Source organism: Lysinibacillus sp. FSL K6-0102 (assembly GCF_038003545.1).
Taxonomy (GTDB): Bacteria; Bacillota; Bacilli; order Bacillales_A; family Planococcaceae; genus Lysinibacillus; species Lysinibacillus capsici.
Genome location: NZ_JBBOPH010000001.1, coordinates 3,898,900 through 3,921,306, shown reverse-complemented (window position 1 = coordinate 3,921,306; position 22,407 = coordinate 3,898,900). Strand labels below are relative to the sequence as shown.

Here is a 22,407-nt window from a genome sequence, read left to right as displayed (position 1 = left end):
GATGAAGATTTATGAATGCTGTGGTGTAGAATCAGTAACGAAAAAAGTGTATTGCAGCACCTGCCGCCAAGAAATTAAAAACGAACGAGAAGTCCCAGATGAGGGAACCGTGTACAGCTTTACGGTCATTCATATTGCACCAGCAGAATATGCCCATTTGGCACCGTATACTGTGGCACTAGTACAGCTAAAGGATTCAACAGCCAAGCTAACAGTGCGCATTCAAGAAAATGTCCAAATCGGTGACCCCGTACAGCTTGATGAAATGAAAGATGGAACATACATTTATCAAAAGGTGAGAACTGCTTAAGGATGAGTATGAAGTATGGTAGGCTGTTTGGAAGGCGATGTCTTTCCTGGCGGCCTACTTTCTTATGAATAGTCTACTAGACTTATTATAAATGCTCCTTTTATTGAGGCAAATTTCAATTTGGGTCCTGCTGCAGGTGTTAGCCTGATGTCCCATTGAACATAGAGAGGCTACTTATCTTGCGATCGAATAAAACAGGAGGTGATGACTTGGCAAATGCAAAGGTTTATTCCATTTTAGTTTTCGTTATGTTTCTTTGGGGTATGAATGTTACATGGCTAAAAGTAATTGTTTCCAATGGCGATCCATTAACGATACAAACGGCGCGTATTTTTCTTGCAGCTATTACGATTTTTATTATTTTAAAGCTAACGAAGCAGCCGCTTTATGTAAAAGGAATGCCATTTAAGTACATATTCATTGGTTGTTTTTTCGGCGTCATTTGTCACCATGTCTTTTTAGCATATGGCATCGTTCAAACAACAGCCATGAAAACAGCCATTATTAGTGGCTTAAGTCCACTTTTCACGGCACTTATTGCCGTATTATTTAAAGACACGGTTATGACAAAATCTAAATTAATTGGCTTTGCACTTGGTGGAGTTGGCGTGCTATTCGCAGTGGTGGACGACATTACCGAGCTAACGAATTTACAGCTAGGTGATTTTCTCGTCTTTATGTCATTCTTTTTGCAGGCCTTTAGCTTTATTGCAATTCGCCGTGCCACGGAAGTCATCTCTCCCATGCTGATGACAGGCTGGATGCTTCTCATAGGCTCATCACTCTTATTAATTTTCACATTCGCTACAAGCCTTCGAAGCTACGGGGCTTTTGTATCCTTCAGCCCTTTCATATGGCTCGTATTTTTCATGTCCGCTATTTTAGCTACTTCGATCGGACATACACTATATAATTTATGTATAAAACACATTGGTGCAGCGGAATCCGCTATTTTTGTGAATTTCAATACCATATTCGCACTCATTGGAGCGGCCTTATTTTTACATGAAATCATTACACTGCAACAATTTATCGGCAGTTTAATTATTATTTCAGGCGTTATAATCGGTACAAGCAATTTAGAGGAAAGACTTCTTCAAAGGAAAAAAAATCGCGATAAACTAGAATGTTAGAAAAGTAGAGATGCTCAACTTTTCCAAGGCTTCTATAAGAACGCTGATCCAACTTATAAAGTGTCTCTACTTGATGTTTTAAGCTATTTATTTTATAATAGTAACACATGCCAGTGAGCATCTACTCATACGATGTTCATTTACAACCTGCCTTATGCAGCGTTGTCCGAACGGTTTATAACCGGATTATATCCGGGGACGTTACGGATTCGACAGGGATGGTTCAAGCTTTGGTCGCGCGTCGGAGGGCTCGGCTCCGTCATCAACGACAGTTATATAATAACTGGCAAACAACAAAACTTAGCTTTCGCAGCGTAAGCTCGTAAGCGCTCTGCCTCTCTATCGCCCATGTAGAGAACGTGGGGCCCAACTTTAGTGGGATACGGTCGATGGTGCCACCTGAGTCATCGGCAAGAGATTTCCAGGTTAGCGTACAGGACGCCTGTTTGTCGGCATAATGTTACGTGAATCGTAAATAGGCAAACTACACGCGTAGAAGCTGAAGTATTGGAGTTTCTGGACGCGGGTTCGACTCCCGCCGTCTCCATACATTGGAAACAATATAGTTTCAAAAAGTGTCAAATTTCTTGATATATCAAGGGTTTGACGCTTTTTTTATTTCAAAAACTTTCAACTGATATCAAACGGTTTTGGGTCATTTTTAGGGTCAAACTAGGTCAAAATTAGGTCAAAGAATTAGCGTGAATTGATGTATGCATCAAACTTTTCAATTGTGCTAGCTTTGGTTTTCTTGGTTACATGCGTATAAATATCCATTGTCGTTTTAACATCTGTATGTCCTAGCCTCTCCTGTACTTCTTTAATACTTGCACCCGCTTCAAATAATAATGAGCAATGGGTATGGCGTAAACCATGTGTAGTAATAGGCTGAAGCTTGTATTTATCAATTACTTTATGGAGCCACTTTTGCGTTTGAACAGGTTGAATGAAGCGGTTATGTTTATTGCTAAATACGAGTTGTTTTTTATTAGATGTATTAATGCCTTTTTCTAAATAAATCTTACTTTGCTGGAACTTCCATTTTAATAGTAAAGACATTGACGTTTCATCCATTTTAATTGTTCGCACTACACCATTTTTAGTTGTCTTCAGGTACAATTGACAATCCTTGCCGCGCGAAATCGCTTTGTTAATACGAATTTCACTTCGTTCAAAGTTGATATCATTCCACGTCAGTGCTAATACCTCGCCTTTACGCATACCTGAATAGCTCAATACATGGAATATTGTATAAACCATTAAATTATCTTGCTGTTCAAAGCTTTGAAGTAGTTTTATTAATTGTTCTCGTTCGTAAAAGTTTTCAAATTCTGCCGCATCTAAAACGATTTGCTTTCGCTTCTTAGGCATCTCAACCAATGTAAAAGGATTTTTATCAATGTAGCCATGTTTAATCGCATAATCGAGAACTTTTGCAGCATAGGACTTAACCATGCGAAACCGCTTTAGCTTCTTAGCCCACTGATTTACATGCTTTTGGCAAGTTGCAATATCAATCTTGTCAACTTTATAAGTACCCATAGCAGGTAAAATGTGATTTTTAAAGATACTGATAGTTTTTACAAATGTACTTTCTTCAACGCTGTTTTCGTACTGCTCAACCCACATGTTATAAATATCTTGATACGTTTCATATTGTTGTTTTTTATATGTGCCACTGTATACCTCGAGCTGTAACTGATTCATAGCATCTTGAGCTTCTTTACGTGATTTAAAACCCCGTCGAGTAGTAGTTAAAGGCTTTCCAGTTAATGAATCTGTACCAAGGTAAAACTTAAACATAAAACGCTTTTCGCCATCTTTTAATGTGTACTCTTTGATTTGGGGATTTCTCGCCAAAGTAATTCCTCCTCTGTACTGCTTACGGAGACAGAGTGTAAGGTGAGTAGTACCTTACATATTTATCATATTATTTATAGCATTTAAAGACAAATTAGAGTTTGTAGATAAGTAAATATATTTAATCTAAAACCTTTTGGAATGTTATACATGATAAGTATTAAGTTCTTTTATATTTTTGAACCAACTTAAATGAATCTACTTATGTATATTTGTGAGATGGTATATTTAAAGTAAGTAATTATAGGAGTTGGTACTTTGAAAGGTTTATTGAGGGAAATTGCAAATACATATTTAGATGTAACTAAAAAACAATATAATCGGTCATATGCTGAAGCAAAATATATTAGTGAGGACATGCCACAGAAAATTACTGCTATTTTATCTAAACAACAATTTGACTATAAAGTTGAGGGTTCGGTTGGACAAGGTGGGTGGACCTTTACACCATGGATATCTATTTTTAATAAGGAAGTAACCGTTTCAGCAACTAAAGGTTACTATGTTGTTTATCTATTCAGTAAAGATATGGAACGTGTTTATTTATCTTTAAATTTAGGAACTACATATATTAAGAATAAGTATTCGGGGAAAAAACCTAGACAAAAAATGATGAAACTTGCTAATAATATAGCAGAGACAATTAAATATGGTCCAAGATTTAATAGAAGTCCAATTGATCTTGGTAGTAGTACAGATAATGCATTAAACTATGAAGCTTCACATATTATAGGAAAAAAATATGATCTTGCAAATTTACCAGATGATGAAATATTAAAGGAAGATCTTTTAGAAATGTTAAAAGAGTATGAAAACCTCTTCATAATAAATAGAAACAAAAATGTCGATGATGTTTTAGATTATTATCTTCAGCTAGAGGAAGTAGAGGATGTACAGTTCCAACAAGATATTGAAGTTGTTGAACCTTCAATTACTCCTAGGGTTCCTCAAGAAAAAAGGGGGAAGAAAAATAAAAGTGGAAAAGTATATTCAAGAGATGCCTCTGTTGCAAAAGAAGCAATAGTAAAGGCGGGGTATAAATGTGAGGTTGATCCTACACATGAAACATTTATTTCAGAAGTAACTGGGCAAAATTTTGTTGAAGCACATCATCTAGTTCCAATTAGTAAAGAGAGTGAATTTGATTATAGTTTAGATGTTCCAGGAAATATAGTTTCTCTATGTCCGAACTGCCATCGAAAAATACATCATTCTAAATTTAATGAAAAGAAAAAGCTTTTAAATTCTTTATACATACTTAAAGAAAGTGAACTAAAAACTTATGGAATTCATCTACCATTAAGTCAAATGGAACAATATTATAAATAACGATAGAATTAGCCCCCAATTCTTATGGGGGCTTTAGCTATTTATATCAATGTGATACTTAAAAATATCGATTGTTTATAAAAAGAATAAGCAAAAATGAAGCTTGTTCTAATAGTTCATATATTTAATAAAATTCTCAAATGCACTGGCTTTGATTTCCTCTGTTTCTACAATATAAACGTCTGATGTAATGTCCTTAAAGCTATGACCCAACCTTTTCTTTATTTCGTAATGTGTTGCACCACTTATGTAATACATTGTGGCATGTGTCCGTCTTAAATCATGAGGTGAAATCTTTCTGAGTTTATATTTTTCTTGGATATTATTGCACCAGTCCCAAGCCTTAGATGGATAAGTAATATTATTTTTCTTATCAGAAAATACAAGGCTATCTGTACTTAAATTATATTGCAAAACGGATTGAATTGATTTCCACTCATTTAAAATTTCAAGTGTGCGATCATCGATCTTTAATAATCTATAATCAGAAGTTTTAGTGGTGGAAATCAATAGTTTCCCATTTTCATCATAGGTAACAGCTTTGTTAATAGTAATTTCATTTTTATCAAAATGGATGTCACCCCAATGTAAGGCAAAAGCTTCTCCGCGCCTAATACCTGTGTAGCACAGTAGCCGTAAGTAAGCATATTTTTTAATATCTTCATTTTTAGCGGCTTCTAAAAATGCTATTAGCTCTTCACGATTATAGTAGTCTTTTGTGGATTGTATTTGATTTTTAAGGGGCGTCGTTACAGCCTTCATAGGATTACGTTCAATAATGCCTAAATTAATCGCGTACTCAAATACTTGGGCTGCATAATGTTCGACTGTTTTGTGTTTTTTTAATTGATCATACCAAATGAATGCTGCGTTCTCGCAATGTTTGTAAGTAATAGTTTGAATTTTAATGTGACCTAAACAAGGCAGGATATGATCATGAAAAAGTTGTTTTGTTTTATGATAGGTCGAAGGCTTAACGGATTTTCGATAAATTGATAACCATTCATTATAAATATCACTAAATGTCTTTTTTTCAGGGCGATAACCTTCTTTAAATTTTATTTTAAGTCGTAAATATTCATTTGTTGCAGCTGTTATTGTTTTAAAGCCACGTCGAGTAGTTTCAATTCGTTTACCGGTAGAAGTGGTTCCTAGATAAATCTTGAATTTATATCTTGTTTCCCCTGATACTAACTTATATGATTTAATTGCTTTTATTTTTGCCATAATAACTCCTCCGTTTGCTAGTAGCTATTTTTTTCTATAAATTTATCTAATTCGTGTTTATAGATTCGTTTAGTACCATCGATTTCAAATACTTTTAGCCCTTCACATTTAAATTTTTGAAAGGTGTTATACGAAACTCCTAAATATTCAGCCGCTTCTCTAATAGTTAGTAACTGTTTCTCAGGTTTGGATATTTGCTTAGTAATAGCTGTAATAATTTCATTTTTCAACTCTTCTAGATATTGTTTAAATTCTTGTTCTGTCATTTTGTTGGCTCCTTTGCTTTTTGTCTAAACAATATACCCGCCAGATTTTAATTTTTTAAGAGTAATTTTTATTTATTTCTTCTTTTATTTCTTTTGATAGAAGTTGAAAAATTAAAGACAGTATGCTAAGATTTACAAAACCTAGTTTTAACAGAACTGAATATTTATCAAATGACCTCCTATTGCGCAAAAAGTTTGAATTAGGGGGTCATATTTATGAGACGCATTTTCATTTTAAAAATAAAATAAAACATAACTGTGATTAAATATGAGTAGTCCTAATGAGGCGGTGTTTTCAATGGAATAAGATGTAGAAAACATTGAGAACGAGCAAATAGATGAGGAATTATGTCTGTTATTTACCGATTAAACGATAAGACATTGAAAGATTTAATAAATAGGCGAAGTACAAAGTAATACTGAATTTAAATTCATCAGTCAGTTTTAATAGTTGTATACAAAAACCTTAGTTTACTGTTTAATGCAGAAACTAAGGTTTTTCACATAGAAAATTATCTTTATTTGTGGATATTTATTTAAATTAGCATTTATATGGTATGGATAAACTCCCTGATTTTCCTTTGAAATAAACTTGGATCAAAATTACCTCGTAACTAGTATAAATATCAAGGTTCATTTTGAAAAAAAGATTATTCAAAATGGATTCTTATCCAATAGATTTAAATTTCAGTTTCATGTGTTCCTTCACAATAGCGCCCGATTGTGGAATAACAAAATATTGATTACTGCTTTTTGCTAGTTAAACTAAAGTACCCGTACAATTTTAACCATTTAAAAAGTTTTTCAAATCATTTTCTATAAAGTGATTTGGTTTCCATCCTTTTATTAACTTATCTAATAAAAATGTATCTACTGCACTCAATGAAGTTCCTAATAAAGTACCCACTCCTGAACCGCCTACTACATCAATAAATAAACCTGCACCTGTAAACAGCCCAAACCTGATTGTTTTAGATGGTAATTTCTCAGCCCAAGTATTTGCATTAATAGCATTAACGTATTCCTGTATTAAATTAGCTTCTGGAGGTAAATCACCAATAAACTCCTTGAATTTTCTACTATTTTCATATAGAGATATATATTCTGAAAAATTCTTTTCCCCGGAATTCAAAACTTCTCTAACACTTCCTGTTTTTAGTATAAAATTATTAAATGTTTCTATATTATTACTTCTACTAATTGTTTTGTTATACAGGGCATCAAATCTGTTCGCAATTAGTATAGAAGATGAGGGACTTAATTGGAAATCCGATGAGTATTTTGACCATACTTCCAAGTTAGAAAAAGTACTAAAATAACTTCCCAGAAATGAGAGAGGGTCAATTATTTCTTCACTAATATTATGTTCTAATTCATATTTTTTTGAATCAAAATCTTCTTCTATGACATGTAATTTTAATTTAATGTCTTTGGGAAGTTTCTTTAAAAGTAAAGGATTCGTCTTCATAAGAAAATTTTCTAAGTAATTTATGATTTGTTCTTCAGATTCCATCTCTTCTGCATACTTTTTCGTTGTTTCAAAAGGAACAACATCTTTTCTCATTAATCTATAAAGTCTTCTTGCCAAAGATAAATCTGTAAAATTCCCATTAGGGCTATTTAGCCCGCCTTTTTCCCACAAGTAATCTAAGTATGGATCTACGTTATCTTCATCCATTGAGGTAAACATTATTTGTTTTTTATTATCGTAATTAAAAACTCTAGTAACAGGTAATACCCAGAAATACACTAATTCAATATTTTCTTTATGTTCTTCTAAAAATGAAATAAAGTCAGCTGGATGGACCTGTGAAAACAAACGATTTAACAGACTCTCATCAACTATTATTTTTATTTTGTCATAAAAAATTGCTTTCTCTGCTATTATCCCTAAATCGCAATCACTAGAAACACATATACTTTCAAACATTGTATCAACCCCCACATAATTATATGTATACTCCACTATTGAACTAACCTGCTTACTTTAGTTTAAGTACAACTCTTCACAATCTCACCTAAACATTAACATAAATATCCAATTTTTTAAAGGTATTGTTCATTTATATGACCCTTAAATGAATACAGGCAAGCTTCTTAGAGAAACGCGCCCTCAACAAATGACTTGGTCTGTTTCCGGGTGAATGAGCCATTGAGTGCGGTAAAGTGAGCCACTAGAACAGGTATTGTTCTAGTGGCCGTTGCTGTTGTCTTGCAACTATACTGAATCATTTTTAATAGCTCTTTTAAGAGATTTTATTATAGTTAGATAACAATTTTAACTCGTCATGACACGCTTTCTCACGATTAATATCAGTCCTGATTATGTTGTTAAAAGCGTTTCGTTAAGTCTACTGCTAAGCCAGTGTATAATAACTCTCTAGTATAATAGTCCAAAAATGTATATACCAGCTGAAGCCCATCCATATGAATCATTAGAATTACATACCCCGTCAAGTGCTTTGACGATATTTTTAGTATTTGATTTTGTATAGCATCTTGAATAATAGTACTGTATATCATTGCACCTCTTTAATACTAATGCTCCAAAGTTATGCAATAAAACTGTTCGACAAAATTAGTTAAATACCTAAATTGAGCTAATTAAGATTAAGACTTTTTTTAAGAATTTACTCAACAATCTGGCCCTTTCCATGAATAAAGAGGCTTTCCTTATTACTGAAAAGCGCCCGATTGTGGAGATCAAAAGCATATTTCTTGTTTAACTAAAGCCATCCATTACTTCAATAACTACAATAAAATTAATTAAGTAAAGATCTTAGAGGGAAATAAAAAAACTCCTTACCTATTTAGAATTGGTAAGGAATGAATTTATTTTATTTGTCTTGTGCCAAATAAAAATTTTCTTTTGTCTGGTTGTAGGCAGATTCATTTTTCTTAATTAGTTTTTTGTTAGGTTGAACGGTCTTTGAAAAATTCAGATTAAGCTCTGGTTCTTTCATACGGGCTTCTAACGATTTTAAAAATCTTGTCATAAAAATCCCTCCGTTTGCCTTTCTTTACTAGTATTATATCTTTTTTTATAGGAAATAAACAGCAAATGATTTATCCATCAAATTCTAAGTATTTTTTATTAACACAAATCGTAAAACACGGAAATTAACTTTTCCCCATCAAATGGTTTTTTTTTGCAGGTTTTACACGTAAATAAAAACGTGTGATAGGCAATGTATCCTCACCATTACGATCTGCAGTATTATTAAACATTTCAACACCATTAAAGAGGGTTCTAGTAAACTGAAGTAATAGCTGAAGGATGTAAAGCAGCAGATGGAGGATAGGGTGTTTATGTACCTGTAAGGTATGCTAAGTTAACCCCTAGTATGTAATTTGTGCGAATATATTAGCTTCCATTTATCAGCAGTATATTACAAATAAAAAGGGATAATTATGATAAAATAGTAACATAAATTATGACTAGTTAAATTATATATACGTTTTAACCAGAGTATTGTGATAAGGAGAAAAGAAATGACAGCTATTGAAATACTATCATGGCCATTTATACAAGAAAGCATCAATCAAATCAACAACAAAGAGCAGTATTTAAATTATCCAGTTATTTATGTTTTGAATGGCAATAAAGAAGCTTATATTGGTGAAACGGTTTATTTTAAAAATCGTATGAAAGCTCATTTAAAAGCACGTAAAAATATTAAACAAGTAAATTTGATTAAGCACGAACACTTTAATCGTTCAGCAACCTTTCATCTAGAGACAAAGCTAATTAATTACTTCCTTGGTGATGAAAAATATACGCTTCAAAATAAAAGTAAGACGGCTAACGATTTTACTCATAACTACTACAATAAACCTTATTACGACCAACAATTATTTAAAGAACTTTGGCAAAAACTATATGAACAAAAGCTTGTTGACAATGAGTTACATGTAATTGAAAACAAAGATATTTTTAAATTATCTCCTTTCAAAGATTTATCTTTAGAACAACTTGAATTAAAAGATAAAGTACTAGAGTTTTGTGAGAAACGAGTTACTCAAAACTCAAATGAATATGGAAGTCTATTAGTTATTGAAGGTGAAGCGGGCGTTGGAAAAAGCGTTGTATTAAGTTCTATTTTCAATACGATACAAGAAAGAATAGAAGAAGCATCTTCAAATTTATATCGTACAGAAAATTATTTAGCTGTGAACCATGAGGAAATGTTTAAAACATATAAAAACATAGCAAAACAAGTGAAACATTTAAAAGGGAAAAACTTTGCAAAACCTACATCCCTGATTAATATGTTGCAAAAAGAGGGAAAAAAGGCTGATATCATTTTCGTAGATGAAGCACATTTATTGCTAACGAAGCCAGATACTTATAATGGCTTCCACGGCAATAATCATTTAGAGGAGTTTTTGAAGTTAGCAAAGGTAGTTGTCATTATCTATGATCAAGATCAAGTATTAAAACTGAAGAGTCTATGGGGAGCAGCAACATTAGAAGAGCTTAAGAAATTAAGTACTTTTCACGAAGAATACCAGTTAACAAACCAATTCCGCATGCAAGCAAATGATGACGTTATCAATTGGATAAATGAATTCAAGCGAAAAAAATTATTGCCCCTTCCTAAAGATAAAAACTATGAATTTAAAGTATTTGAATCTTTGAAGGACATGCATGATGAAATTAAATCCCAAAATACACAGCACGGTTTAAGTCGTGTTGTATCAACGTTTGATTACATACATAAAAAAGATGGTGGGACATACTACGTGAAAGAATCAAATGGTGAATACCAACTGCCATGGAATACAACAAGTACGAAATATACATGGGCAGAAAAAGCAGAAACCGTTAACGAGGCTGGATCAATTTATACAATACAAGGCTTTGATTTAAATTATGTTGGTGTCGTGCTTGGGCCATCTGTTCAATATAACGCTGCTAAAGATGAAATCATCATTGATACGAGTAAGTATATGGACAAAGGTGCATATACAGGTATGGACGGAATTGAAAATGTCAATGAGGCAAAGGAAAAAATCGTCCTAAACTCAATCAATATCTTGATGAAGCGTGGAATTAAGGGTCTGTACATTTATTCAAGTGATGAAGCGTTGCGCAATAAACTTCTAGAATATCAAAAAGCAGGTGAATAGTATGAGTGAGTTAGAGCAACTATGTGAAAGTATTTTGCAATTCCGAGACCAACGTAACTGGCAGCAATTTCATAATCCTAAGGATCTAGCACTCTCCTTATCACTAGAAGCAAGTGAATTATTAGAGCTATTTCAATGGAAAACAAGTGAGGAAGCAGTTGAAAAGAATTTAGATAAGATGGAGGAGGAGCTAGCGGATGTTTTGATTTATGCTATATTATTTGCAAATGAAACGGATTTGGACTTAGTAAAAATAATAAATAATAAACTTAAAAAAAATAATGAAAAATATCCAATTGAAAAGTTTACTGGGAAAAATACTAAATACAATGAGATATAAATTTATAAAACAAATTTAAAAGGAATTTAAAAAGAATTTAAAAACCTTAGTTTTCGTTTAAATACGAAAAACTAAGGTTTTCTTATGAGAATTTATTTGATATAGGGGAGTAATAGTACATATAATCCTTTTTTTTGTTCCTCTGATAAATTTTTAATGATATTAAATAATTCGTCATCTATATTTTCACTTTGTAGAAATTTATCTTGTGGAATCTTAATAGTTGTATCAACTTTGTTTTCCAGTAATAAAAAGAATGAGCTAAGCGTTAGTCCAAATTGCTCGCAAATTTCACCTAACAGTGAATAATTCGCTTCCTGAATGCCGCTTTCTATCCGTGAAATAGATGCTTGAGAAATATCTAATTTTTGAGCAAGATCACTCATACTTAAATTATTTTCTTTGCGTAATGAACGTATTAACTGTCCTATTTGCAAGTTATTCATATATGTTATTTCAACTCCACTTTTATCGTTTAATTAATCGTACAGTTATTGTATTTTACAATCAATAGAAAATAAATTATACTTAAAACGTAAATATACATAATAAGTAATGAATGGGGTTGAACGTTATCGGAAACTTTGAATCGGCACTTATTTTATTAATAGATGAAAGGATTGATGTGCTTTATCATAATAAAGTTTTTAGGAATCACCAAAATGAAATGGTTAAAGATGTTAAACAGAAATTATCCAAAACTCTTTCAGGCATAAGTGAAATAGAAGTTAAAGAGATTTCTGAGTCGATACAGATATCAATTCTTAATTATCAGCACTTATTATTTCAAGATATATACAAGCAAGGCTTTTTAGATGGGATTGTACTCAGAGAAAAAATATCAGGGGGATCGATAAACGATGAAAGCACTTTTTAAAGGTCAACTCACAATGGATGTATACAAAATTGTAGAGAGTTTAGGGGATGAAGAAGCTACACGAAATTTTGCACATGAAGATATTACATCTGAATTGTTAAAAGAACTAGGGACATTAGTCGAAGCAAGAGGCTATCGCGTTCCTTACGTGGGGATAAATTTAGAATATGAGGGTGTACCTACTACACAATATGAATCAATAGTAAATAAAGCAATTAAAGAAGCTAAGAATAGTGAAATATATATTCGTGGAAAAGGGACTATAACAAATATAACTTTTTAAATGGCATTTAAGGTGCAGTTTTTTGGTAAGTAAAATCTTCTAAAAAACTGCTTTTTTTGTAACTTGTAAATTCAATTTGGAAATCCTTGTATACAAGAGGTGACGTAATTGAATAATGACAACATAGAAATTGAGAAATTCAAATCATTATTTTTAGAAGATAAAATCTATAATGCGCTAACAAAGTATGGTTATAAGGAAGAGGTGCTTTTTCCTGAGTTTATTAAAACTTTAAATGCTAAAAGGCTTTATACTTCTTTAGAAGTCTCTACAATGCTTAATATGAACGTTAGTAGTTTCCGCTATTATGTTTCAAACCTTTGTAAATTTGAGTATCTTGAGAATGTAAGAGAGGGGAGAAATTATAAGTTTAATTATATAAGTATTTATAAATTGTATTTAGTGCAGCAGTTTTTAAAGAGGCAAGGTAAAAATTTGAATAATGTTAAGCTATTGTTATATGAAAACGTTGATAGTTATCAAAAAGAAATTAAATTAATAAAGAATGCAATAAAAAGACTGGATCAAAATATTGGCTTCCTTTTTAAGTTTGAAAAAGGGAATATGCAAGCCAGTGAAGAAGTCCAAGTATTAAATAAAAAAATCAGGATAATTGAAAAACTAATATTGTCTTGGAATGAAAATCAGGAAGAGATTTTTAGAATAGAGCAGTCCTTATATATATTGCATAAGAAAGCTTTTGGGATAAACGATGAGATAAATATATGTTTGAGAAAGTTACTTTATCTTGAAGGTGATTTTAATATTTTGTTGTTGAAAAATGACTATTGTTTGAAATTTCATGAAGATAAAGCTTTTATAAAGCAAACAAAGAAAGGCTTATTTAAAAGGTTATTAAATAACAGTCCTTTGGATGTAAGAGACAGTGAATGTACATCAAATTTAAGTAAACAAATCCAAGATTTAAAAAACGAAATTATTATTGAACAAGAACGTAAAAGTAATTTAGAAAAAGAGCTCTTTCTACTATATAAAGAGATTGAGAGAGAAACTACTAAGAAAATGGAGTTTACTGAAAGAAATAGAGAGTTTATAAATACTTTTATATTGAATTTAAAATCTACTTAGAGATATCAGGATTAACAGAGAGTTATATTTTGATGGAAAGCCTTATACCTTATTTATGACTAAATAATACAAAACATAAAGAGATGGAATAATCTTTCTTTGTGTTTTGTATTATTCAGTTTTGATTTTATGGAAAAAGGGTTTTTAATTTTGACTATAGTATTTCATTAAAAAATCTGTTTCTAATTGCATTTCTTTATTTAAAGTTCTTTCTACTTCCATTAACCAACCTTTATAGCGGCGTGAAAAATCAACCTTTCGAAAAGTAAAGGGATATAAGTCTTCTAACATTTCATTTTTAATAATATCTAATACAAACTCAATCTCTAAATCCCCAGGTAAATCTAAGACAAATACTTTATAATGTGTTCCTCTTTCAGCATTGAAGCCTTCTCTAATAGAGTCTTTACGTAACCCTCTTCCTTCAATTTTACGTCTCCATGCTCCAATTGCTTCTTTTAATCGATATGTTTCAATTTTTAATAAGCGTTCCAATGAATTAATTTTTTTTTCTAATTCTACGATTTGTTCATTTTTTTCATGTTGATTTCGTATTTTAACCACATCCTTTGATATTTTAAAACATTATATCTGCAAAAAATGATATTACTAGAGTAATTACAAATTTTATTCAGCTAAATAAATTCGTGTAACATCCTCACGGTTATGACCAATTAATTTAGAGACTGCTAATCGTGCATCTCCTTCTGTATAACCTTTTTCAATAAATAATTCATATTGTTCTTTTGCATAGGCATGTCTAAAACTATGCATTGTGATTTCAATACCCTTTGGCCGAGTGTTGAGTGGGTCTAATACTTTTTGGCGATTATTCCTAATAAAATCTTGCACACGTTGAATTACTTGATGCGCTTTCTGATCTTGCAAAACAAAAAGTTTCTCTCCGCGATTGACCCGTTGTATTGCATCTTGTAAAACGCTAAAGGATTGTGTTTGTAAGGGAATTTGTCGTATTAGCCCACCTTTTCCTTTAACAGTTAGAAAGCCTTCACGTAATGCTTTTTCAGCATCCACACGGCTTAGTCTAACCGCTTCATGTACACGTAAGCCCTGTTCACGACACAGCATAATAATAAGTGCGAGGGAAGAAGAATTAGATTGTTGTGCTAATGTTACTAAGGCTTGATATTCCAGTTCAGTAGGACGACGATCAACTCCACCAAAGCGCCTTCTTTCTAAATGGAATTCATTATAATTCTCGCTTAAAATTTGATTGCTACTCAGCTGATAACGAGGGTTAGGGATTTGATCATGAAAATATCTAATAGCAGCTAAATCATTTTTTATTGTAGAAGCGGATTTGCCCTCGCTTTGTCGTTCAGTTACATAATTTACGAGATGCTTATTTTGAATGTTAGCAAGCGTTTTTAAATTATAGTTGTCCGCTACGAAGCGGCAAAATAAGTCCATATGATTGTAGTATTGAGGTAGTGTTTTATTCACACTAACACCTTTTGCATGTCTAGCAATTTTATTTAATTGCAACATCAAGTTTAAATAGGCTCCTTTATTGCACACATCTTCATTAGTAGATATGGTAATGCGAATCTCTCTTTCTGTTTTAATCCATCCTCGATTTCCGATAACAAACATTCCTTCCTTCATAGCTGTATAAAAAAGGGCAGACCCCACCCATATGTGAAATTAGCTTATCTTTATGAAATTTATATAGTGAGATATAGAAAAAGCCTGCAATAGCAAGCGTTCTTTTCTCATAATACATACTGTCTATATGGTCTTATACATTTCATAAAGATTTTAAAAGTGTTAAGTAATACATTTGCACAACTTTAAGCAATGATGCTTAACGCTAATTTAGCGGGTGCAGCTCACTTATGCTTACTCTAAAGTAAGCTTCACTTTAAAAAAATGAGAAGTGAGGTCAATGTCCGCAGACAAAAAATCCAATGACTAAAGTTAACATAGAACCTACTTTTAAAAATAGTCGCTAATGCACTTGGCAATATTTCTGTCACTCTTGCCCATAGAGTGTTAGCTTCTTATATTTTTAGGTGTACTATCACCATTTAATATTTATCTCCAAGCTAATTTTGAGATAAGGTTTTTAGAACAACTGGTATCAAGCAACAGCTATGTGATCCAGACCAAATCAGAGTTAGACAACAGCACGATCTGATATTGGATTTTCTCTCTATATAAACGCTGTGTTGGTTCTGATAGAGCTAAAAATCAGCGTTCTTTTTTGCTCTATACTTCTTCGAAATTGTTGAGATAAAAATCGTAATCAAAAAATTGGATTCTCGGTATAAGGAAATCAGCTCAAAAGGGAGCATGAGGATATTTTTGAGGGACATTCAATAAAAATTGAGTTTTAAATAAAAGATAAAAAAATAAAGTGGTTTTCAGTCCAAGAGACCGTATAAATTTTTGATAGATAAAATTAAATGAATATAAAAGAAGGATTTATATATATAATAGCAGTTGGTTTATTCAATTCGAATAGATGTAAGAGGATATTCGGTAAAAAATTCAGTTTTATTGTTTCTTAGAATGGTTCTGTATCAAATTGAAATGGTAACCATTATAAGTAACCACCACGAATAAATCTTTAAATGCTATTTGATGGTCACGTCAATACAGAGCTTGTATATGAGGCTACTGCCAGTATAAAGGCTCGTTACGTTTAATCGATACTAATATTGGTTACTCATATTAGAAACCAAATTATGAGTAGAGGAAAATGACCAGCCTTACGATGTTTTAAAATGATCTTGTATCCACTGCTATTTAGCTATACTAAAATTAGAGAAATAGGATGGTCAATAAAACCGATATTTAATAAGTAAAAAATAGTTTAGACGGGATATCCAAACTATATGCTTTATAGATAAATAAAAAATTTATCTATAAAGCAAAGTAGGTATAATTTTAGGTATTGTGCCTGCGTTACCCACAATCGTAAGTGTCTTATTTTTATATAAGAGGATCTGACACTGATATTTACTTTGGAAAAAATCTTAGTTTATTTTTAATTATCGTACTTCCTTTCCTTATTATCTATAGTAATTTCAAAACTACAAATAGCTCTTTTTTTATTTAGAATCGGTGGATTTTTATCGAATTAAACAGTTTTAGTTGTTGCTTTTTTTATATTAGCAACGAGGTTGGCAAACCTTAAAATGCTCGGCATATAAAAAATCAAGCCTAAATATTAGGATTGTCAGATTATCAAATAGAAAATTAGAATAGATAAGGCAAATTATTTTTAATTTTTATTTCTTCAAAGCGTTTACCGGTTTTTTCCTCGATATACTCAATATATATATCATTTGTAATATGCTCGTTTAAATATTTAGCTTCTTCTTTCCTCAATCCCATTTGTTCGAATAAATAGTAGCAATTTTCTAAAATATCATTGCAGTTCTTTTCAAGACCTTTGTAATAGGTATTTGAGGTGCTTTTAGAGATTGTAGTTGGAACATACGCTAATATTGGAACAGATTCTAACTTTAATTTTTTCGCCGCACAAGTTCGATGTTTTCCTTCAAATGTTATATATTTTTTGCCATCAAATTCAGTTTCTATATCGTCAGTGCCACTTATAGTTCCTGGTAAGAACTCTTGTTTCCTCATTAGTGGAATTATTTTTGAACATGTATTCCCCATAAAACAAATTGTGTCTATGTATTCAGGACGATAAGATGTAATTTCTAATAAAGTGCTTAGATTAAATAGTGAATAATCCCTGTCAAATGTTGTAAACAATCCATTTTTGCTAAATACATCCCATATCCCGCAATTACCTGAACCGCTTCCTAAAGTATTTGGATATACCAATTCATCAGAATGAACATATCTTAATTCATCATTTATGGTTTCATCCCCTAAGTTTCTTTTTTCGATGATTTTATCTTCGCTAAGCTCATCTGCAATTCTGAAATAATCTCTAATATTACGTATATCGAATTCTAAATGATATGTTGTTCTTTGAAGAACCTCAAAATTACTAGGCTCTATTTTAAATATTTTTAGAAATCGGTCTCTGATTCTTTCTTTTATTGGTCCTTTCTTTACATTAATATCATATTTGAAATAAATAGATGGTAAAATTTCTACAAGTCCATTTTCATTAGCTTCTTGTAGCCTATTGTTAAAAGAATTTAAAAGCTGCTCTAATCTCATATAATTCCCTTGAAACACAACAAAATGATGACAAAATTCCTTATGTGACAAGCTCAAACTTATTCTATTCATATATTTCCTCCTTATGTAAAATAAATAACGTATAGGAGAAGGTGAAAGTTTCAAATAAAAAATCCTCAAATAGGGGATATTCTCATATCGATCGTTTAATGATTTAAGATAGAACTACTTCAAAGTAAGGGGGACTTCATTGCAAGATCGAGCAATTCTCAATTATTTTAACTAGATTGTCGATCATTCAGATTTAGGTTCATAAAGAGATTGGAGATTTTTTTATTAATTTCCTAAGATATATACACAAAAATTGTATTTTTTTGAATTTCATTACTTTATGTTTGTTGAATTGAATTATTGACTGTTATGATGGTATCACTATCTCAGTTGGGGGGCTAAGAGCTTGGAAATATTATTGCCGAATATAGTAAGCTCAATTGCTAGTATTGATAGTTTCAATCAACAAGTATATGCAGCAATTGATAAAAAATATAAAAATATAAAAATTAATGCTTCAAACTTAACTTTTATAACTCCATTAGGAATGGTGAGCTTGGTACTTGCTATACAAAATTTAAACAAATTTATGGATGTACATTTAGATCTAAACGGATGTCAGAATGTATCATATCTTGAAAGGTTAAATTTCTTTAAAAATTTACCTCCAAATATATTAAGAGATTATCATATAGAGGAATTCGAGTTAAGGAATAGAAATGATACAAGCTCAATTTTATTGGAAATTTTGCCATTAAAAACAGAAGAGGACGTTGAATGTATGACCGACTCTATTTTTAAAATATTTACTCAAAATCATTTATCAAAAAAAATTGCTAATAATATAATGAACATTACAACGGAACTAGGTACAAACATTCTTCATCATAGTGAGGGGAATGGGTATGTAACAATTCAATTATACAAGACATCTAATAAAATTCGTATAGGCATTGCCGATGACGGAGTTGGTATTATACAAAAATTTAAAACTAAGACAAATTCCTCGGTTGCGCAACACGAGATTTTAAGAAGAGCTTTTATGGTAAACGAAAGTACAAGAGAATCTTCCGGTGGTATGGGATTGAATAATATGCGAATAAATTCTTTTGCTGGTAGCTTTAAAAATACTAGGCTGTTATTGAAGACAGGTAATAATATATACGATATTTTAAGTCGAGATATTCATATCTTTAAAACGACATCAGCGTATCCAGGTACTTACTACGATTTTTGTATAGAAATAGCTTGACAATTATTGAAAAGTATAATATTTTTATTTTAACGTTTTCAAATTTTTAATTGAAATCAAAGGGGGTGATTATTATTAATACGGTATCACTTTGTCCGGAGTTAATAAGTAATAAGCACCTTATTAGTAGAATAAGAGTAGCACCAATTAAAGAGGAAATTATTAAAATAATTTCACATGCAGATACCAATACTGTTTTTTACTATGATTTTAAGGATGTTCAAGCTATAAATAGCTCTGGAGTAGATGAATTAGTTAGTAAAGTAATTAAGCATTTATGCGAATCCGAAAAAGATAAATATCTTTATTTTATTAATCTGAATAATGAGGATCATGAGCATGCTTATAATATTGAAACAACTCTACACGGCACTAAATTAGCGATTGTAGAAAAAGACGCCAATGGAAAAGCCAACTTTATCGGTGATATTTCTGACACACATAGTAAAATTTTAGACCAGGTGTACTTACTAAAAATAACTACTGCTAGAGAAATAGCTGATTTACTAAACAAACAACCGAATTTAATTAGTACACATCTAAATTCACTATACAAACAAAGATTAGTTAAACGAGTTGAGGAACCTTTGATAGAGGGTGGAAGGCAATTTGTATATAAGAGTATTTTTTAGGGAAGGGAACTTCCCTAAAAATTTCTATAGGTTTCAATTTTATAATTGAAATCATTTTTAATATATAGGTTTCAATTTTTTTTTTGAAAATGAAAGGAGGTGAGTAATATAAGTATTAACAACAAGTCATATGGGGCAATAGTTTTAGTAATTATCGGAATGATAATTTTACTTTTTTCTAATCAGTATTTTGCAAATGTGCATGTTGAAAATGTTCAAAAAGCAATTGAAATAATTTTTAGTGAAAATGCTAAGGAGTTGTCAATATTTTGGTTCTTAACACTACTGGGAGCATCACTAGAATTATCAGGAGTAATAATAATGTTAAAAGTTACTTGGGAGTCTATTAAGTATTCGTACTATGGTTATAGTATCGGATCCCATATTGTAATATCAATCATAGTATTTGCAGGAGCTTTTGCAACAATTTTCTATGCATTAAAAGCTGTTATTGGGATCTTATTAATTGCTGTAGTAGGAATAGCATTATTAATAGCAGATAACAAAAAGTGATAATTGAGGAGGTGCAGTAATGAAAAGACATTCAGGTGGGAAAGTAGGAAAAGCCGGTAGAACATTAAGTAGTAAAAAAAGTTCAAAAAAACAAAAAAGCGAAGCTGCTAAAGTCTTGAAGAAACATCAAGATGAAAAACATTGAAAGCTTAAATGCCGGTAAACATTTAAGCTTTCAATGAATGGAGTAATTTTATCTTGATTGACGGCAATCAATTAAGGTATATCACTCTAAGGGTTGTTTTTATAACTGTATTAATAATTTTAGTTTTCTTTATAAATAAATTCAACTACATATTTAGAGTGATGCTCCTAATTATCTTATAAGGGAGTGATTCGTGATGTGTAAAATAACACCTCATTTTCGTTGTGCGCACAAAGTGAGAGGTCATTTTAGAAATACTCGATATGGAAGAGTGTGGATAGGATCACATGAACGTGCAGCAACGGTTGTTAATGACCATTGTATTTGGTATTAATTCGGAGGGCAGTTACTGCCCTATAATAAATTGGGGGTAGAGTTATGAGGTTTTCTAAGTATTTTTGTTTAAATTTATCACAAAAAGATTTGAGTTTTTTAGATATTCGAGTTGATTGGGATAATAAATTATTTATTGATCCAACCCGTATTGAAGCTGAAACAGATACGTTTTCAGCAGAATGTGACAGTATTATTCTAGACTTTTTCAATACTGTATTAGATTTATATGGAGTAAAAAATATAGATGAAGCTAGGAGTAACTTGATATATTCTGGTGAATCCAATGAATTATTTTTAGGATATACTGAAGGGTTTCCTCAAGGTACAGGCAATAGTGAGGAAGAGTTAGCTGAAATATTCAACTATATTCACACTAAAGAATTAATTTCAAAAGGGTTAATCGGTCGTATAGAAGACTTGCATGTATTTATTGATAATTTTGGTTGCGATAAAATGTCTGATCTAATTGCAAGTTTAATTAAGAAAAAATTAGTTGAATATACAGTTCAACAAAGTGAGAAATATAATATAAAAAGAGATTTTGAGTTAACAAAAAAATATTGGAATCACTATACACATCGATGGGACGAATTTACGGAATACGTGCCAAGTATAAAAGGGCATGGTCGGAGAGATTTTCCTGTCGTGCTTGTACCAAAAAAATATGTAGTGACTTCGTACTTATATGATGCAGAAAAGTATTGGGAAAAGATAGTCAGCCGAAGTAGGCAAGATTTTCACAAGATAGAAAGAACCTCACTGTATATTAATAAGGCTAATAGTAGAGGACAACTTAACAAAAAGGATATATGGGTGCATGAGTCACAAGGTAGGAATTTAAAAGAATACCTTATAGATTATACGATTGATGATTTAACTGCTATAAATAGTTTTAGACAAGGGATAAAAAATACTCAAAGATCAAATGAAAATAATTCTTTAAGTGATGAGGAAATAGACCTTATTATTAATGAATCTTTAGGGAATTATCCGTTAAAATTAATTATTTAGTAATTATGAAATAGCTTTGCTGATATGTTCCCCATTAGGTAGACAGATGAAAATATACTGTATTTATTTAATGGGGTTTTTTTATAGTTTGGGTTATAATAATCAACTAGCCCCATTGAAATAATGTATTCTCCGAGAAATAATGAAAACGATATGAATATACAATTTAACACTTTCTTTTTTTAGCGACTTTTTGTCAATCTACTTGAATTCAATCTAAACTAAACAACCAGTTGCCAAAAAGGTAGTTCACGGAAATCTTTTTATCTCAGTAGGTTGAATATAACTCGCTACTAAATCAAATGGCATAGATATTATTATTGTATAGAGTAATTACATAGTTCTTATTATTCCTATTTTTTTAGAAAGCTATCATTATGGAGTGGAAATTATAAAAGTTTAATTAGTTGCCTTTGCAAAAAAGTTTTATGCTCCTTTTATTAAGCGAATTAATTGCACTAGTTGCGGTTTTTGATTCATTTTTAACTTCGTAGCTGA

At 31.2% G+C, this 22,407-nt stretch carries 22 protein-coding genes and 1 other RNA gene; 14 read left to right on the top strand and 9 right to left on the bottom strand.

All coding sequences use genetic code 11. The annotated features are described in order from the left end of the window. The first annotated feature begins 1 nt into the window (after position 1). The 3 genes from NYE73_RS19935 to ssrA all read left to right on the top strand — a co-directional run bounded on the left by NYE73_RS19935 (position 2) and on the right by ssrA (position 1,993). The gene (locus NYE73_RS19935) at positions 2-310 is read left to right on the top strand and encodes a Zn-ribbon domain-containing OB-fold protein (protein WP_259949768.1); all 309 of its coding nucleotides are present in this window, start codon (positions 2-4) and stop codon (positions 308-310) included. Between the two features lie 209 nt (positions 311-519). After that, positions 520-1,443 carry a DMT family transporter gene (locus NYE73_RS19930; protein ID WP_131521159.1) on the top strand — a complete coding sequence of 308 codons (924 nt, stop codon included), beginning with the start codon at positions 520-522 and terminating at the stop codon, positions 1,441-1,443. A 194-nt stretch (positions 1,444-1,637) separates the two neighbouring features. Then, positions 1,638-1,993, top strand: a transfer-messenger RNA (tmRNA) gene (gene ssrA / locus NYE73_RS19925). Between the two features lie 146 nt (positions 1,994-2,139). Here the strand turns inward: ssrA and NYE73_RS19920 are convergent. Then, entirely contained in the window at positions 2,140-3,303 is a 1,164-nt protein-coding gene (locus NYE73_RS19920) for a site-specific integrase (protein WP_259949764.1), read from the bottom strand. A gap of 258 nt (positions 3,304-3,561) precedes the next feature. Here NYE73_RS19920 and NYE73_RS19915 point away from each other — a divergent pair, with 258 nt between their 5' ends. Continuing rightward, positions 3,562-4,632 (top strand): MrcB family domain-containing protein, encoded by a 1,071-nt coding sequence (locus NYE73_RS19915; protein ID WP_259949762.1) that lies wholly within the window; start codon positions 3,562-3,564, stop codon positions 4,630-4,632. A gap of 108 nt (positions 4,633-4,740) precedes the next feature. Here the strand turns inward: NYE73_RS19915 and NYE73_RS19910 are convergent, their stop codons facing one another. The 4 genes from NYE73_RS19910 to NYE73_RS19895 all read right to left on the bottom strand — a co-directional run bounded on the left by NYE73_RS19910 (position 4,741) and on the right by NYE73_RS19895 (position 9,121). Next, a complete protein-coding gene (locus NYE73_RS19910) occupies positions 4,741-5,859 on the bottom strand; it encodes a tyrosine-type recombinase/integrase (protein ID WP_259949760.1) in 1,119 nt (372 codons plus the stop codon). Between the two features lie 17 nt (positions 5,860-5,876). Then, positions 5,877-6,125 carry a helix-turn-helix domain-containing protein gene (locus NYE73_RS19905; RefSeq protein ID WP_054610750.1) on the bottom strand — a complete coding sequence of 83 codons (249 nt, stop codon included), beginning with the start codon at positions 6,123-6,125 and terminating at the stop codon, positions 5,877-5,879. Between the two features lie 784 nt (positions 6,126-6,909). Then, positions 6,910-8,055, bottom strand: coding sequence for a hypothetical protein (locus tag NYE73_RS19900; RefSeq protein ID WP_259949755.1), 1,146 nt, complete (start codon positions 8,053-8,055; stop codon positions 6,910-6,912). A 907-nt stretch (positions 8,056-8,962) separates the two neighbouring features. After that, on the bottom strand, positions 8,963-9,121 hold the full coding sequence (locus tag NYE73_RS19895; RefSeq protein ID WP_259949753.1) for a hypothetical protein: 159 nt from the start codon (positions 9,119-9,121) through the stop codon (positions 8,963-8,965). Positions 9,122-9,617: 496 nt separating this feature from the next. On the opposite strand from NYE73_RS19895, the gene NYE73_RS19890 reads away from it, so the two are divergent. Then, positions 9,618-11,255 (top strand): DUF2075 domain-containing protein, encoded by a 1,638-nt coding sequence (locus NYE73_RS19890; protein WP_259949751.1) that lies wholly within the window; start codon positions 9,618-9,620, stop codon positions 11,253-11,255. A 1-nt stretch (position 11,256) separates the two neighbouring features. Then, a complete protein-coding gene (locus tag NYE73_RS19885; RefSeq protein ID WP_259949749.1) occupies positions 11,257-11,595 on the top strand; it encodes a nucleotide pyrophosphohydrolase in 339 nt (112 codons plus the stop codon). 92 nt (positions 11,596-11,687) lie between these two features. Here the strand turns inward: NYE73_RS19885 and NYE73_RS19880 are convergent, their stop codons facing one another. Further along, positions 11,688-12,041: a helix-turn-helix domain-containing protein gene (locus NYE73_RS19880; RefSeq protein WP_259949747.1), complete on the bottom strand. Its 354-nt coding sequence runs from the start codon at positions 12,039-12,041 to the stop codon at positions 11,688-11,690. A 113-nt stretch (positions 12,042-12,154) separates the two neighbouring features. Between NYE73_RS19880 and NYE73_RS19875 the strand changes: the two genes are divergently transcribed. The 3 genes from NYE73_RS19875 (at position 12,155) to NYE73_RS19865 (ending at position 13,844) form a co-directional block, all read left to right on the top strand. Beyond that, positions 12,155-12,472 carry a hypothetical protein gene (locus tag NYE73_RS19875; protein ID WP_259956429.1) on the top strand — a complete coding sequence of 106 codons (318 nt, stop codon included), beginning with the start codon at positions 12,155-12,157 and terminating at the stop codon, positions 12,470-12,472. Continuing rightward, on the top strand, positions 12,456-12,755 hold the full coding sequence (locus NYE73_RS19870; RefSeq protein WP_259949743.1) for a hypothetical protein: 300 nt from the start codon (positions 12,456-12,458) through the stop codon (positions 12,753-12,755). The genes NYE73_RS19875 and NYE73_RS19870 overlap by 17 nt, the downstream gene beginning before the upstream one ends. A 108-nt stretch (positions 12,756-12,863) precedes the next feature. Continuing rightward, on the top strand, positions 12,864-13,844 hold the full coding sequence (locus tag NYE73_RS19865) for a hypothetical protein (protein WP_259949741.1): 981 nt from the start codon (positions 12,864-12,866) through the stop codon (positions 13,842-13,844). Between the two features lie 144 nt (positions 13,845-13,988). On the opposite strand, the gene NYE73_RS19860 is transcribed toward NYE73_RS19865, so the two are convergent. The 3 genes from NYE73_RS19860 to NYE73_RS19850 form a co-directional block, all read right to left on the bottom strand. Next, entirely contained in the window at positions 13,989-14,408 is a 420-nt protein-coding gene (locus NYE73_RS19860; protein ID WP_259949739.1) for a hypothetical protein, read from the bottom strand. 63 nt (positions 14,409-14,471) lie between these two features. Then, complete coding sequence (locus NYE73_RS19855; protein ID WP_259955557.1) at positions 14,472-15,470, bottom strand: tyrosine-type recombinase/integrase; 999 nt, start codon at positions 15,468-15,470, stop codon at positions 14,472-14,474. Positions 15,471-17,066: 1,596 nt separating this feature from the next. Beyond that, positions 17,067-18,080 carry a hypothetical protein gene (locus tag NYE73_RS19850; RefSeq protein ID WP_259949734.1) on the bottom strand — a complete coding sequence of 338 codons (1,014 nt, stop codon included), beginning with the start codon at positions 18,078-18,080 and terminating at the stop codon, positions 17,067-17,069. Positions 18,081-18,426: 346 nt separating this feature from the next. Between NYE73_RS19850 and NYE73_RS19845 the strand changes: the two genes are divergently transcribed. The 5 genes from NYE73_RS19845 to NYE73_RS19825 all read left to right on the top strand — a co-directional run bounded on the left by NYE73_RS19845 (position 18,427) and on the right by NYE73_RS19825 (position 21,909). Continuing rightward, positions 18,427-19,272, top strand: a complete 846-nt coding sequence (locus NYE73_RS19845; RefSeq protein WP_259949731.1) for an ATP-binding protein — start codon at positions 18,427-18,429, stop codon at positions 19,270-19,272. 50 nt (positions 19,273-19,322) lie between these two features. After that, positions 19,323-19,904, top strand: a complete 582-nt coding sequence (locus tag NYE73_RS19840) for an ArsR family transcriptional regulator (RefSeq protein WP_340815690.1) — start codon at positions 19,323-19,325, stop codon at positions 19,902-19,904. A 99-nt stretch (positions 19,905-20,003) separates the two neighbouring features. Continuing rightward, a complete protein-coding gene (locus NYE73_RS19835; protein ID WP_259955559.1) occupies positions 20,004-20,417 on the top strand; it encodes a hypothetical protein in 414 nt (137 codons plus the stop codon). A gap of 19 nt (positions 20,418-20,436) precedes the next feature. Next, positions 20,437-20,562 (top strand): hypothetical protein, encoded by a 126-nt coding sequence (locus NYE73_RS19830; RefSeq protein ID WP_259949725.1) that lies wholly within the window; start codon positions 20,437-20,439, stop codon positions 20,560-20,562. A 378-nt stretch (positions 20,563-20,940) separates the two neighbouring features. After that, positions 20,941-21,909, top strand: a complete 969-nt coding sequence (locus NYE73_RS19825; RefSeq protein WP_259949723.1) for a hypothetical protein — start codon at positions 20,941-20,943, stop codon at positions 21,907-21,909. Positions 21,910-22,407: the final 498 nt, after the last annotated feature.

Coding starts and splice junctions, on each gene's coding strand:
- NYE73_RS19875 (WP_259956429.1), top strand. CDS start 12,155: ATGGGGTTGAACGTTATCGGAAACTTTGAATCGGCACTTATTTTATTA.
- NYE73_RS19905 (WP_054610750.1), bottom strand. CDS start 6,125: ATGACAGAACAAGAATTTAAACAATATCTAGAAGAGTTGAAAAATGAA.
- NYE73_RS19855 (WP_259955557.1), bottom strand. CDS start 15,470: ATGAAGGAAGGAATGTTTGTTATCGGAAATCGAGGATGGATTAAAACA.
- NYE73_RS19850 (WP_259949734.1), bottom strand. CDS start 18,080: ATGAATAGAATAAGTTTGAGCTTGTCACATAAGGAATTTTGTCATCAT.
- NYE73_RS19870 (WP_259949743.1), top strand. CDS start 12,456: ATGAAAGCACTTTTTAAAGGTCAACTCACAATGGATGTATACAAAATT.
- NYE73_RS19830 (WP_259949725.1), top strand. CDS start 20,437: ATGAAAAGACATTCAGGTGGGAAAGTAGGAAAAGCCGGTAGAACATTA.
- NYE73_RS19885 (WP_259949749.1), top strand. CDS start 11,257: ATGAGTGAGTTAGAGCAACTATGTGAAAGTATTTTGCAATTCCGAGAC.
- NYE73_RS19825 (WP_259949723.1), top strand. CDS start 20,941: ATGAGGTTTTCTAAGTATTTTTGTTTAAATTTATCACAAAAAGATTTG.
- NYE73_RS19890 (WP_259949751.1), top strand. CDS start 9,618: ATGACAGCTATTGAAATACTATCATGGCCATTTATACAAGAAAGCATC.
- NYE73_RS19910 (WP_259949760.1), bottom strand. CDS start 5,859: ATGGCAAAAATAAAAGCAATTAAATCATATAAGTTAGTATCAGGGGAA.
- NYE73_RS19880 (WP_259949747.1), bottom strand. CDS start 12,041: ATGAATAACTTGCAAATAGGACAGTTAATACGTTCATTACGCAAAGAA.
- NYE73_RS19935 (WP_259949768.1), top strand. CDS start 2: ATGAAGATTTATGAATGCTGTGGTGTAGAATCAGTAACGAAAAAAGTG.
- NYE73_RS19895 (WP_259949753.1), bottom strand. CDS start 9,121: ATGACAAGATTTTTAAAATCGTTAGAAGCCCGTATGAAAGAACCAGAG.
- NYE73_RS19900 (WP_259949755.1), bottom strand. CDS start 8,055: ATGTTTGAAAGTATATGTGTTTCTAGTGATTGCGATTTAGGGATAATA.